The sequence below is a fragment of the Flavobacterium sharifuzzamanii genome (assembly GCF_003254585.1).
Taxonomy (GTDB): domain Bacteria; phylum Bacteroidota; class Bacteroidia; order Flavobacteriales; family Flavobacteriaceae; genus Flavobacterium; species Flavobacterium sharifuzzamanii.
This window is the reverse complement of record NZ_QJGZ01000040.1, coordinates 42,812-56,602: the sequence shown is the minus strand read 5'-3', so window position 1 is coordinate 56,602 and position 13,791 is coordinate 42,812. Positions and strand designations below refer to the sequence as shown.

General features: G+C 33.1%; 13 protein-coding genes. 3 read left to right on the top strand and 10 right to left on the bottom strand.

All coding sequences use genetic code 11. The features are described from left to right. Position 1: 1 nt before the first annotated feature. The 5 genes from DMA14_RS15430 to DMA14_RS15410 are packed head-to-tail and all read right to left on the bottom strand — an operon-like array spanning position 2 to position 4,507. On the bottom strand, positions 2 to 745 hold the full coding sequence (locus DMA14_RS15430; RefSeq protein WP_111425497.1) for an ABC transporter ATP-binding protein: 744 nt from the start codon (positions 743 to 745) through the stop codon (positions 2 to 4). Continuing rightward, the gene (locus DMA14_RS15425; RefSeq protein WP_111425496.1) at positions 735 to 1,685 is read right to left on the bottom strand and encodes an ABC transporter ATP-binding protein; all 951 of its coding nucleotides are present in this window, start codon (positions 1,683 to 1,685) and stop codon (positions 735 to 737) included. The genes DMA14_RS15430 and DMA14_RS15425 overlap by 11 nt, the downstream gene beginning before the upstream one ends. 11 nt (positions 1,686 to 1,696) lie before the next feature. After that, positions 1,697 to 2,599 (bottom strand): HlyD family secretion protein, encoded by a 903-nt coding sequence (locus DMA14_RS15420; protein WP_111425495.1) that lies wholly within the window; start codon positions 2,597 to 2,599, stop codon positions 1,697 to 1,699. A gap of 11 nt (positions 2,600 to 2,610) precedes the next feature. Next, positions 2,611 to 3,852 (bottom strand): TolC family protein, encoded by a 1,242-nt coding sequence (locus tag DMA14_RS15415; protein WP_111425494.1) that lies wholly within the window; start codon positions 3,850 to 3,852, stop codon positions 2,611 to 2,613. Between the two features lie 28 nt (positions 3,853 to 3,880). Then, positions 3,881 to 4,507 carry a TetR/AcrR family transcriptional regulator gene (locus DMA14_RS15410; protein ID WP_111425493.1) on the bottom strand — a complete coding sequence of 209 codons (627 nt, stop codon included), beginning with the start codon at positions 4,505 to 4,507 and terminating at the stop codon, positions 3,881 to 3,883. A 256-nt stretch (positions 4,508 to 4,763) separates the two neighbouring features. Here DMA14_RS15410 and DMA14_RS15405 point away from each other — a divergent pair, with 256 nt between their 5' ends. Continuing rightward, entirely contained in the window at positions 4,764 to 5,531 is a 768-nt protein-coding gene (locus tag DMA14_RS15405; protein WP_157957716.1) for a DUF2490 domain-containing protein, read from the top strand. Positions 5,532 to 5,540: 9 nt separating this feature from the next. On the opposite strand, the gene DMA14_RS15400 is transcribed toward DMA14_RS15405, so the two are convergent. Further along, entirely contained in the window at positions 5,541 to 6,518 is a 978-nt protein-coding gene (locus tag DMA14_RS15400) for a YheT family hydrolase (RefSeq protein WP_111425491.1), read from the bottom strand. Positions 6,519 to 6,767: 249 nt separating this feature from the next. Here DMA14_RS15400 and DMA14_RS15395 point away from each other — a divergent pair, with 249 nt between their 5' ends. Further along, positions 6,768 to 8,138 (top strand): sensor histidine kinase, encoded by a 1,371-nt coding sequence (locus DMA14_RS15395; protein ID WP_111425490.1) that lies wholly within the window; start codon positions 6,768 to 6,770, stop codon positions 8,136 to 8,138. A 191-nt stretch (positions 8,139 to 8,329) separates the two neighbouring features. Here DMA14_RS15395 and DMA14_RS15390 read toward each other — a convergent pair whose 3' ends face one another. The 3 genes from DMA14_RS15390 to DMA14_RS15380 form a co-directional block, all read right to left on the bottom strand. After that, positions 8,330 to 9,502, bottom strand: coding sequence for an XAC2610-related protein (locus DMA14_RS15390; protein ID WP_157957715.1), 1,173 nt, complete (start codon positions 9,500 to 9,502; stop codon positions 8,330 to 8,332). Between the two features lie 186 nt (positions 9,503 to 9,688). Continuing rightward, on the bottom strand, positions 9,689 to 10,381 hold the full coding sequence (locus DMA14_RS15385; protein WP_111363535.1) for an SIMPL domain-containing protein: 693 nt from the start codon (positions 10,379 to 10,381) through the stop codon (positions 9,689 to 9,691). Between the two features lie 51 nt (positions 10,382 to 10,432). Then, positions 10,433 to 11,071: a rhomboid family intramembrane serine protease gene (locus DMA14_RS15380; RefSeq protein WP_111425827.1), complete on the bottom strand. Its 639-nt coding sequence runs from the start codon at positions 11,069 to 11,071 to the stop codon at positions 10,433 to 10,435. A 120-nt stretch (positions 11,072 to 11,191) separates the two neighbouring features. On the opposite strand from DMA14_RS15380, the gene DMA14_RS15375 reads away from it, so the two are divergent. Continuing rightward, positions 11,192 to 12,064 carry a lysophospholipid acyltransferase family protein gene (locus DMA14_RS15375; RefSeq protein WP_111425488.1) on the top strand — a complete coding sequence of 291 codons (873 nt, stop codon included), beginning with the start codon at positions 11,192 to 11,194 and terminating at the stop codon, positions 12,062 to 12,064. A 66-nt stretch (positions 12,065 to 12,130) separates the two neighbouring features. Here DMA14_RS15375 and glmM read toward each other — a convergent pair whose 3' ends face one another. Beyond that, positions 12,131 to 13,519, bottom strand: coding sequence for a phosphoglucosamine mutase (gene glmM / locus DMA14_RS15370; RefSeq protein ID WP_111425487.1), 1,389 nt, complete (start codon positions 13,517 to 13,519; stop codon positions 12,131 to 12,133). Positions 13,520 to 13,791 lie beyond the last annotated feature (272 nt).

The following is a 13,791-nucleotide window of genomic DNA, read 5'->3' as shown; positions in this document are numbered from 1 at the left end:
ACTAATCTGATGTTCTTTTGGCATTTCGTGCCAGTTCATAAAAAACCTCATCCATAGAAACGGCATTGAAGCGTTTTTTTAATGCTGATGGAGAATCTATTGCTGCAACATGCCCATCGACCATAATACTGATTCTATCACAATATTCAGCTTCGTCCATATAATGTGTAGTAACAAAAACTGTAATTCCATCTGCTGCCGCTTGATAAATCATTTCCCAAAACTGTCGTCGGGTTATTGGGTCAACACCGCCTGTAGGTTCATCTAGAAAAACAATTTTCGGGCGATGAAATACCGCCACAGAAAAAGCTAGTTTTTGTTTCCATCCTAAAGGCAATCCGCCAACCAATTTTTTGGCTTCTTTTTCTAAACCTAAAGTCAAAATCAGATCCTTGCTTCTTTCTTTAATTTCAGGCCTTGAAACTCCATAAACGCCAGCAAAAAACTCAATATTTTCCAAAATAGTCAGATTATCATACAGCGAAAACTTCTGACTCATATAACCAATATTTTTCTTGATTTTTTCCTGCTGTCTATACACATCAAAACCCGCCACTCTGGCTTCTCCCGAAGTAGGAAAAGAAAGTCCGCAGAGGATTCGCATCGCAGTTGTCTTTCCAGCTCCGTTGGCTCCTAAAAAACCAAAAATCTCGCCTTCGCTCACTTCAAAGCTAATTTTATCAACTGCTTTGAAATCGCCAAATTGTTTGGTTAGATCTTTACAAATTATAGCTTTATTTTCCATCTAGCATTTCTTTTGGTTCTCTAGAATTGTTCTGTTCTCGCATTAGACGAATAAAACTGTCTTCAATAGTTGGTTCTATCCTTTTTACTTCCAAGCCTTCGGGATTGTATTTTTGAGCGATAGCTTTAACTTTCTCTTCATCTATAAACTCTGAAGTCAATGTAAGATGAAGAAATTCTCCAAAGGCATCGCAATTCTCAACTTCTTTTTCGTCTCTAAGATTTTGCAAAAGCTTGTAAATATTCTTTGCTTTTACTGCAAAAAGCGGTTTCGGGAAACTGTTTATTATTTGCTGCGGTTCATCGACCGTCATTATTTTTCCGTTTTGGATAAGCGCAATTCGATCGCATAATTTTGCTTCGTCCATGTAAGGAGTCGAAACTACAATTGTGATATTTTGCTTTTTAAGTTTTGCCAGCATATCCCAAAATTCACTGCGCGAAACCACATCTACACCTGTTGTAGGTTCGTCCAAAAATAAAATCTCAGGTTTATGAATTAGCGCACAGCATAAAGCCAGTTTTTGTTTCATTCCTCCCGAGAGTTTTCCAGCACGTCTGTCATTAAAAGGTTTTATCTGATCGTAAATATCTTTAATCAGTTCATAATTTTCTTCAATTGTAGTCCCAAAAATAGTGGCAAAAAACTCGAGATTTTCTTTTACTGTCAAATCTTGATACAATGAGAATTTTCCAGGCATGTAGCCTACTTTATTTCTAATTTCCTCATACTCTTTTACGACATCATGCCCTTCAACAGTTGCCGTGCCTCCTTCCGCCAAAAGTAATGTTGTTAAGATTCTAAAAATCGAAGTTTTTCCAGCGCCATCTGGGCCAATTAATCCAAAAAGTTCCCCTTTCTGCACCTCAAAAGACACTTCATCTACAGCGACAAAATCACCATATTTTTTAATAATATTTTTTAATGTAACTGCAGGCATAAACTATTGTTTTATTTGGACCAAAGCACTTCTCCGTACATTCCAATTTTCAGATAGCCATCGTTTTTTACTCTTACTTTTATAGCATAGACTAAATTAGCTCGTTCGTCTTTAGTCGGAATTGTTTTTGGAGAAAACTCAGATTTATTTGAAATCCATGCAATTGCACCTTGATATTCTTTGTATTTCTTCTCACCCTCATCTATACGCACTTTAACCTGTTGCCCAATTTTAATTTGAGGCAATTGTGTTCCCGTAATATATGCTCTCAAATCAAGTGTTTCTAGATTGGCAATTTTATAAAGCGGTTTTCCAATTACAGCCATTTCATATTGTTCCGCATATTTTGCCAAAACAGTTCCTTTTATTGGGTTTACAATAACACTTTTACTTAATTGATCTTCAATTCCTTTTAACTGAACTCCAACCGTATTTCCTTGTTGATTCAAGTTTTCAGTAGTGGTTTCCAGCGAACTCTTCTGAGCCTTTATCTGCGCTTGTAAAGCGGCTACTTTAGAATTTATATCATCCAATTGCTTTTGAGAAGCTACTCCGCCTTTTACCAATTTTTCAGTTCTGTTGCGGTCTAAAATGGCATTATCGAGCTGTCTTTTTAAACTTTCAGTCTGTATCTGTATTTGCGGTCTTCCGCTCAGAATTGCTTTTTCATTCTGGCGCAATTGCATTTTATTTATAGAAAGCTGCGTACTATCTATAAAACCAACTTTTTGTCCTGCCTCTAATTGCTGGCCTTCTTCTACATTCAACTGTAAAATCTGACCGTTTGCTTCTGCTGACAGAATGGTTTCAACAGCTTCAAAAGAGCCCGAAGCATCAAAATCATTTTCTTTATTATTGCATGAAAACATGAAAATTGCTGGAATAAGAAAATATAAAAGCTTTATCTTTTTCATAGTGTATAGTATTAATTTCCTTTGATTGTTTGATACTCGTATTCTGCCAAAAGCAATTGAATTTCGTGCAAGGCTTTTTCTGCTCGCGCGTTTCCTTCTTTTTCTGTCGCATTCAATAAATCTATCAACGGACCAGCGCCAGTGTCATATTTCAGCTGATATCCTTCGCGAATAGTCTGACGAAGTTTTACAATTTCATCATCGTCTTTCAAAATCGCTTTCTGTCGTTCAATATCAGCTGTTTTTTGATTCATCTGAAATCTGGTATTAAATAAAAATGTTTCTTCCTGAACTTCTATTTTTTTCAAATTCTGCTGCGTCAGCTGTTTTTCGTTTGAATTTTTGTATAGTCCTTTTATATCCCATCCAACACTAACTCCAGCAACTCCAACGGTAGAAATTTTATTGGTTCCCAAATTAATTCCAGGTGCCAAAACTACGCCTGCGCCCAGTAATCCAACTTTAGGCATAAGACTTACTTTCTGCATTTCGGATTGTGCATTTACTAGATTTCGCTGACTGGCAAAAAGCAATTGTTCCGGACGCTTGATAATGGTGTCGAGACTTGACGAATTAAAAGGTTTCCCAAATTTTTCCTGATTGATATTTTTCCCAATCAAATAAGAAAGCATCGTTTGATAGCCTGCCTTAGTATATTCAAAATCTTTTTTCTGCCTACTGAGATTGAGCTGTTCGGCTTTCATTTCATCAACATCCGTTTTGTATGCCAAACCATTCTCGTGAAGTTTTTTAACCTTATCAATATTATTGGCAATAATGGCATTTTGAATTTGAAGCTGTTTCAATTGCTCGTCAATAAGCAATACGCCGAAATAAAGTTGATTTACTCGAGAACGTAAATCGTAAAGCGAGACTTCTACAGAAGCTCTATCTGTGTTTGAAGATGCCTCAATAATCTTTTTTTGCGTTTTGGTTGCGCCTCCATCCCAAATAGTCTGATTGACTTGTCCAAGACCAATAAATTTAAATTTGCTGTCGTTTCCTGAGCTTCCCAAAGTCGGAAAATCTCCAAAAACATATCCTTCAATTGCGGTTAGACTTATTTGAGGCAGATAAGCCTTATTAGCATTACTCAAAGTATATTCTTTACTTTTTTCAATGAGTTCATATTGTTTTATTAAAGGATAATTCTCAACAGCCAACTGATAACTTTGGTCAATTGTCAAGGTCTGTGCTTGAGCTGTTATAAAGGACAAAATTCCAATATATTTAAAGTATAATTTCCTTCTCATTACAGTATAAATTAACTTCTAGTTAGTATTAGGCTTTAAACATCATATTAATCCAGATCGGAATCTTTTTTTTGCGCTCTTGCATTAGCGCATGAAACTGTTCTGTTTCTAGATTTCTGCTTCCCATAATAATGGGTTTGACTATAAATGGAAAAACGACCAATCCCAACAGATTCATCAAAAAATGCAACGGATTAGGCTCCGTTATTTCTTTATTCTGAACAGCTTCTTGAAATTGCTTAATAAAAACAGAATCATTTACGATTTCTTTAACCGGCAGTCTTTTTAAAAGTTCTTCTGGATTATTACGGATTTCAGTTAAAATAAAAGTTGGAATTTCTGGTTCTACAGTGATAAAATCAATGTATCGCTCGGCAATAGTTATTACTTTTTGTTCCAAAGAAGTTTTTTCATCATCCAAAATCACTTTCATACTTCCTATAAAACCAGAAAAAGTTTCTGCCATTATAATTTCGAAGAGTTTAGCCTTACTTCTGAAATAATAATTAAGTAAAGCAAGATTCAAACCTGCTTCCTCTGCAATATCTCTAGTTCGAGTTGCTGAGAAGCCTTTTTTATAGAAAACTGTTTTGGCTGCTATTTTTATCTTTTCTTCTGTAGTAGAATCTTTTTTCTCAGATGCTGAAGCACTCATATTTAATATTTTTAAAGGCAAATTTAAGTTTTTTATAAATATGTTAAACAAAATTTTTAATCAAATGATTAAAAATTTTGTTTAACATATTTGATTCCTTGATTTAAAACACATAAAAACCTGATATAAAACAAATTAAAACTTAAATATACGATATAATTTCTCGTTAAAAAAGAATACCTTTACTCTATTAATTGATTATTTATCACCAATTTTAAAAGAAATTTACTTTTTATTAATTTCTATCATGCTTTTTATGAAAACCAATTTTATCGGAATCCTGATTTTCTTGCTTTCTATAAATGCATTTGGGCAAGGACAGGAAAAAGAAATTAACCAGCAGCTTCAGACTTGGGTATCTATAAACACTGTCACCAAATTTGCCGATCATTGGGGTATGATTGGTGACTTTCATATCAGACGAAATGATTTTGTTTCCGACCCGAGTTTTTATTTTATAAGAGGAGGAATTAGCTATATTCCAAATTCAAATATTTCTCTTAATCTAGGATATGCACACATGTGGCTTGCCCCTTCCAATCCTGATTGGAGTACTTTTTCAGATGAAAACAGAATTTATCAGCAGGCACAATTAAACACAAAATTTGGAAATGTAAGCATTTTGCAGCGTTTGCGAAATGAACAGCGCTGGCAGGAAAAAATCGTTAACGATAAACCTAGCGGCGATTGGCGTTTTACTAATAGAATTCGTTATCTGATGAGTTTTACTTTCCGAATTTCTGATAAAAAATCGTGGCCTCAAATGGTGCTTTCAGATGAGATTTTACTGCATTTTGGAGAAGAAGTTGTTTACAATACTTTTGATCAAAACCGCTTTTTTATCGGAATCAAAAAAAATATCAATCCTAAGTGGAGTTACGATTTTGGCTATATGAATGTGTATCAGCAAAAATACAACGGTTATCAGTACGACATGAATCATACGATTCGTTTGTTTTTTTATCTGAGTACCAGCATTAGAAAAAAAGCGCCTTCTGAAATTGAGAATTCGGGCGATGAATAAATTTATCCTCTAAAAGAAAGTATTGTTCGATTTGAAAGATTCAAAAAACTTAAAAGCTCTTTTCTCAGCATAAGAATATTCAGAATCACGAAGCGGAAAAGCGCAGTGACCGCCATACTTAGGCGTTTCTAAATATACATATGCACTGTCTTTGGCAATCGTTCTTGGGTAACATCTTTCTCCCAAAAATGGATCATCTAGAGAATTAATAATTAAAACTGGAGTTGTAATGTTTTTAAGTGAAAACTCTGGAGAAACGCGTTCGTAATAATCGTCACGACTCGCAAAACCATGAAGCGGTGCCGTAAAATACTGATCGACTTCGTCAAAAGTAGAAATATTATCGATTTGATCACGGTTGATAAAATCAGGAAATTGAGCTGCTTTGTATTTCAGTTTCTTTTTAATATCTATTGTGAAATTCTTTAAATACACTCTATTAAAACCTTGTTTAAGCACTTCTGCACTTGTAGCAATATGCGTTGGCACCGAAATTGAAACCGCTGCTTTTATGCGTTGATCGATTTTTGTCCAGCCCAAATAATTAAGAAGCTGAACCCCACCCATCGAATATCCTATCAAATAAATATCTTCTATTCCTTTTCTCAATGCAAAACGCACCACTTCATCAAGATCATCAACCGCTCCGTGATGATACAATCTCGGAAGACGATTCATCTCTCCACCGCAAGTACGATTGTTCCAAGCAAAAACTGAGAAATCTTTCTGCAGAAAATAGGCCGCACAACTGTTATTATACGTTCTGCGTGAGTCGCCTTCTAATCCGTGACATAAAATAACTGCTTTTTTTGAGTCATTTAAAATGTAATCGATATTGATAAAATCTCCGTCATTCAATTCATGCTTTTCTCTTGTGTATTCAGGCACTTCAAACTTTTTAATCAAGGCGGCATAAATGGTAGAAATATGCCTATTGCGATGAATAATCGAAGGAGAATCATATTCTGAATGTTCAATTAATGGCATAACAAAGAGTTTTGTGGTACTTTTTACAAATCTAAGAAATCATTCAATATGTAATTTAATTCTTTCTTTTAATTATTCCCTTTTTTGAATAATTTAACTTTATGTAAATTTAAAAAAACAGCAACAATTCTAAAGAAAACTAATTGTTAAATATACAGGAACATAGCGCTAGAACAGCCGTTGAAGGTCTAAATGTTTAGTTTATTTGTATATTTGTAAAATCGATTTCCAAAAATCAAAATCCTATTAATGTTTGAGCTTTTACCAGTAGATCCAAAAACCATTTTTCTGCTTTATTTCTGGGGTAATTTTTTTACCTGCCTCCTCATTTTTAGTTTTTCGTTTTCTTATGCCAATAGTGATAACAAAAAAATATTAAAATGGTTTGGATTAGGTAAATTAATACTGACTCTTGCTTGGATATTGGCTCTCTTACGAAATATTATTCCAGACTTTGCTTCTATTAATATTGCTAATTCCATGATTTTTGGTGCCTGCTGCTTTGAAACCCTTGCCATGTTATCGCTTATTAAAGCTCATGCAAAAAGACAGTTTCAAATTCAGATAGCCATTACAGCAATAGCAATATTGCTTTTTAATATTTCAACACTTTTTTATGCTTCAATGAATACTCGTGTTATCATTGGCGGCATTGGTGTTTTCGCCATCTATTTATTGCCTACCATTATTTATTTTATAGAAAAGGAAAAAAGCTTTTTCAAGACTTTTTATGTTTTGTGTTATTCAGGATTTGAAATTCTAATTGCAATACGAATAGTTCACAGATATTTACATCCTCAAGAACTTATTATTTCTAACGATACTTTTGATAGCTTTTACAGCATTTGCCTCTTCCTTCTGACCTTAATTGGAATTGTAGGTTTTTTGCTTTTAGTTAAAGAAAGGCAGGATAATAAAATCAAAAAGCTTTTGAATGACAAAAATCAGTTTTTCTCTATTATTTCTCATGATTTAAGAGGCCCTTTAGGATCATCGGTTTCTCTTTCTGAAATTTTGCTGGAAAATATAGAACAGTACAGCCGTGAAGAAATTAAAGAAATATCAGAATTGCTTCATGACTCAAATAAAAACATCTACAAACTTCTTGAAAATCTTTTAGAATGGTCTAAGGTCCAAACCGGAATGATTACTTTTCATCCTAAAAATATACTGCTAAATGCTTTAATTGAAGAGAATATCGAGCTAAGCAGAAATGCAGCTTTAAATAAAAATATAAACATCACTTTTGAATCGGCTTTTCTGGTTGAAGCAGAAGTAGACAAAAATATGATTAGCACCATTTTGCGTAATCTGCTGAGCAATGCCATTAAATTTACAGACAAGAATGGAGAAATAAAGCTAAAACTGACCAAGACAAATCAGAAAGCAGAAATCTCTATTACAGATAACGGAATCGGAGTTCCTGATTACATCAAAGAAAAGTTATTTAAAATTAACGGAAAAGTGCTACAGAAAGGCACAGAAAACGAACTCGGAAGCGGACTTGGATTATTGCTTTGCAAAGAGTTTGTAAATATTCATGAAGGAGAAATCTCAGTAGAAAGCGAACAAGGAAAGGGAAGTACGTTTAGATTTACGCTTCCGCTAAAGGTTGTTTAAATCCCAATATTGAAACTCCAAATTCCAAGTTTGAATTGGAATTTGAAATTTGATAAATTTATCAATCTACATTTCAAAAAAACTAAAAACAATCAATACTTTTTTATTACAATCAAGATCATCTGCATAACAAAAAATCGACCATACTATCTTTTTTATCTCCGCTTTTTTGATAAAACCAGAAACAAATCCTATTTTTTATTTTCGATTACTACATAATACCTATACCAAGATTCATTTTCCCATTTTTTACTATTTAGATTTGATAAACTTCCTTTTTTACTTTTAATATCTCCACTTAATTTAGTTGTTTTACCATTTTCAGTCATCTCAACATCTATTTTGTTTACACTTTGATATATTTTAAATTGCTTATTTTCGACTGTAAAAGCTAATGTATTTTCTTTTGTACTATAATAAACCTTAATACCCGAAGCACCGAAATCTACAATACTATCATTTTTAACTTCTGCATAACACAGAGTTTCGCTTATACTATTATCAATAAAAAGGAGGATTTTCTTTATTTTATGATTAACATCAAAAGACAAAATGCTTTTTTTTTCGACTTCCTTTAAATCATTGTATAGTGTTTTATAATTTTTAGTCATAACCATTTCTTTGCCATTCCAAATGCTTTCTGAATGTCCAGTAAAAGGCGAAGGATTATGAGAAGTGCTAGTTACTTTTATCAATTCAGCTTTGTTATTTTTAATTTTATACTCTGCACAGTTATAATAATCAGCTTCTCTATATGCAAATATCCTTTTATTCTTGGCATCTAGCTTCAAATATGCAATTGCATCATCCATTATTTTAGAAAAAGATTTGCTAAACTTATACCCTTTAGAAGTAGCTAAATAAAAATTCCATTTATAGAAATATCGATAGTATGGTGTGCCTGTCCGAATTGCGACGTCCATTTTTCCATCAAAATTAAAATCTCCATAATTAATAGTACCATCAAAATTATCATCATGTTCTTCTCCAAAATAACCGTCAAATTTTATTTCTGGTAATTGTTTCTTTGTCTTTCGATCGTAGACTTTGACTTTAACAGGAAAAACAACCCACTTCTTTTCAGGATCTTCCTCTTTTTCATTCTCATAATAATCTAAAATAACCACTGCATAACGATTATTTGGCAACAAAATTACTTCACCCTCATCGCTAACTATTTTTTCAGGTTTATCTTTTTTTGTTTTAGTAGTATCTAAATATTTATCTGCAATTGTACCTACTTTAAGTTCTTTCCTTAGAACAGTATCTTTTGCAATTTCAGATCTTTTCTTTATTATTTCAGTTCTATGCTGACAGGAAAAAAGCATTACAATAAAAAGGAATAATAAAATTGATTTTTTCATATTAGAATTTTGATTTAAGAGTTCGTTTGCAGAAAAACAATTCAATAAAATTATAATGAAAAAACCATCAAATGCCACCTTAAAAGTCTTAATAATGATAGAATAAGCTATTTCATAAAACAAAAAAATCCAAATCCCAGTTTGAATTGGAATTTGGATTTTTCAATATTGGTATTTTATAAATGTTTAGTCTAACACAAAACTTACACTAACATTTGCTGTAATTTCGATTTCGCCAATTGCTAAAGTTTCGTTTGAAGCTCCTCCCATTGAGTCTGCTTCTTTCATTCTCATAGCAGCGTACATTGGCTGTGGACGGTAAATTTGAGAGTTGTCAGAGATTGTAAACGCTTTACCTACTTTTTGTCCTAAAACAGAAACGTACTCTTCAGCTTTTACTTTAGCATCTTTCATCGCTAATTTTCTAGCTTCAGATTCGTATTGCGCTAGTTTAGATGATTCAAAAGAAACTCTGTCAATTCTGTTTATTCCTTGTTGAACCAGACCTTCCATTAACTCATCATACTTAGCCAAATCTTTTACTACGATTTCTACAGTTTGTGTAGCATTGTAAGAAGTTTTCTTTTTCTCATAATCGTACTGCGGATTAAGAGCTACTTGTTTTGTTTTGAAATCTGCTGTTGGGATATTCATTTTTTTGATGAATTTTAAAACAGCATCCATCTTTTCGTCATTTTGTTTTTTAACGTCCTTAGCATTATTCCCTTTTGTTTCAACCGAAGCTGAAATACAAACCTGATCAGGTGCTACTTTTACTTTTCCTTCTCCATTAACATTAATTAGAGGTATTTGTTTGATTTCTTGGCCGTAAGACATAGTCATAAACATGATTGTTAAAAATAATACTAGTTTTTTCATTTTTGTTAAATTTTAATGTTTGACAAGAGCATTCCAAAAGTTGTGCCAAGCTTAGAGTTTTCCCAATTTTGCCATTCCAAAAAGTATCAAAATCGGAATCGCAAGCAGAATAACCATCATTGTATGGTCTGTAAATAAAGAAGGCATTTTGATTAAAGTAATCAAATACCCACCTATAGCACCTCCAAAGTGTGCTGTATGCCCTATATTATCATTTTTGGCTTTCATTCCGTAAATCGAATATAATAAATATAAAATTCCGAAAATATAAGCCGGCATCGGAATGACAAAAAATATTCCAAGCATCATGTCAGGTTGAAGTAATATTGCCGAGTACAAAACTCCGGTTACAGCTCCAGACGCACCAACGGCTCTATAACTATAATCATTCTTATGAAATAACATGGTAAGAAGACTTCCGAAAATTAAACTTCCAAAATAAACCAGAAGAAAAGAAAAATTACCAAGCCAGCCTAAAACTACAGGAGCAAAAAAATACAAAGTCAGCATATTAAAAATCAAATGCATCATATCTACGTGCAGAAAACCAGAAGAAAGCATTCTAATTTGCTCTCCAGAACGAATGCTCCCTACGTGAAATTCGTATTTTCTAAAAAAATAAAGATCATTAAAGCCTTTGTAACTAATAACAACGTTCGCAACGATAATCGCTATTAAAATAATATTCATAAGTAATAAGTATTGTGAATTCAGAATTGTAAATATAATCATTCTTAAAGATAAGTTAGCAAGAATGCAAAATAGCAGTCGCTAATCATTTTTAATTTATCTTTGTCAAAAAAAATTTACATGCAGTTTCTTGTTTATATTTTAGCCTACCCTTTGCTTTGGCTTATCTCTATACTTCCTTTTCCGGTATTTTACTTATTCTCAGATTTTGTCTGTTTTTTAATTTACAGAGTAATCGGATATCGTAAAAAAGTAGTGCGTGAAAACTTGGCGCTGACTTTACCTCATTTAAATGATGCGGAAAGAAAAGTGATTGAAAAAAAATTCTACAAACATATGTGTGACCTGTTTCTAGAAATGGTAAAAACCATGAGCATGTCTCCTGAAGAAATGGAAAGAAGATTTCATGTAACAAACATTGATCTTGTACTTGATTATGCTAAAAGAGGAAAAAGCGTGATTCTTGTGGCTTCGCATTATGCAAGTTATGAGTGGCTTTTAACCATTAATCCTAAACTTGGTTTTCAAGGAGTTGCAGTTTACAAAAGGCTGGCTAATCCTTATTTTGACAGATTAATTCGAAAAATCCGTTCAAAATACAACACCGAGATGATTGAAACCCGAAAAGCAATTCCAACAATGGCCAAAAACCAGCGTGAGGGCATTTTAAGCCTTTATGGTTTAGCGAGCGATCAATCGCCAAAGATGGAAAGGATTTTTCATTCGATGAAATTTATGGGTGTTGAAGTTCCTGTGCATACGGGTGCCGAAACATTAGCCAAAAAATATGATTTGGCAGTACTTTTTGTAGAGGTTAAAAAAGTTAGAAGAGGCTATTATGAGGCTACTTTTATTCCTCTTGCTGATAATCCGAAAGAATTTGAAAACTTTAAAATCACTGAAATGTATCTTAAAGAAGTAGAAAAACAGATTCTAGAAGCTCCAGAATTTTATTTGTGGACGCACAAAAGATGGAAACACCGCATTGAATAATCCAAAATAGAAAAAGCCTCTTTAGAAATTTCCAAAGAGGCTTTTATTATTTTAAAAACTGAAATCTTAGATTCCAGCAATTACTTTAATTTCATCAATAATTCGAAGTGCTAATTTATCTGCAGCATCTTGAGAAGGCGCTTCAGTATAAATACGAATAATTGGTTCTGTGTTTGATTTTCTTAAATGAACCCATTCTGTAGCAAAATCAATTTTTACACCGTCAATTGTCGAAATATCTTCATTTTTATATTTCTCCGTCATTTGAGTTAAAATTGCATCAACATCGATTTGCGGGGTCAATTCAATTTTATTCTTGCTCATATAGTATTCTGGATAAGAAGCTCTCAAAGCAGAAACGGACATTTTTTTGTTTGCTAAATGCGTTAAGAATAAAGCAACTCCAACCAAACTATCACGTCCGTAGTGCAACTCAGGATAGATAATTCCACCGTTTCCTTCACCACCGATTATTGCATTATTCTTCTTCATTAATTCTACCACATTCACCTCTCCTACTGCACTTGCTTCGTAGCTTCCGCCATGCGCTTTAGTAACATCTCTTAAAGCACGAGAAGATGACATATTAGAAACTGTATTTCCAGGAGTTTTGCTCAAAACGTAATCTGCGCAGGCAACCAAAGTATATTCTTCGCCAAACATTTCACCGTCTTCGCTGATAAAAGCTAAACGATCTACATCTGGATCTACTACAATTCCAAAATCAGCTTTTTCTTTTACAACCAATTCAGAAATATCAGTTAAATGCTCTTTTAAAGGTTCTGGGTTATGAGGAAAGTGTCCGTTTGGTTCGCAGTACAATTCTACTACTTCAACTCCCATTAATTTTAGAAGTTTCGGAATAATAATTCCTCCAGAAGAATTTACACCATCAACCACCACTTTAAATTTAGCTTCTTTAACAGCTTCGATATCCACCAATGGCAAGTTTAAAACTTCATCGATATGAATATCCATGTAAGCGTCATTAGAAATAACTTCGCCTAAACTATCCACATCAGAAAAATCAAAAGCTTCGGCTTCAGCAATTTCAAGAATTTTAGCTCCGTCAGCTCCGCTTAAAAATTCACCTTTAGCATTTAATAATTTTAAAGCATTCCATTGTTTTGGATTGTGAGATGCTGTTAGGATAATTCCTCCGTCAGCTTTTTCCAACGGAACAGCCACTTCAACAGTTGGCGTTGTAGAAAGTCCAAGATCAATTACATCGATTCCTAAACCAATTAAAGTATTCACTACCAAATTATGAATCATTGGTCCAGAGATTCTTGCATCGCGGCCAATTACAACTGTCAATTTATCTTTAGCAATATTATTTTTTAAGAAAGTTCCGTATGCCGATGCAAATTTTACAGCATCAACAGGAGTTAAATTGTCTCCTACTTTTCCTCCGATCGTTCCGCGGATTCCAGAAATAGATTTTATTAGAGTCATTTTTGTGAGTTAGGGTTATTTTTTTACAAATATAAAAAAGTTGCTGAGATACTAAGTTGCTAAGATTCTAAGTTTCTCCAATCATTGCGAAAAAGCCACAAAAAAAATACTGAAATAACTAGATATTCAGCATATATCACTATCGCACCTATATGAAAGAGTAATAAACTAAATCGTACAAGCCCTACAAATAGCACTCATACAAAAAACTTAGTAACTTAGTAACTTAGTATCTTAGGACCTTAGCAACTTTATATAAAAAAGTTAGCGAG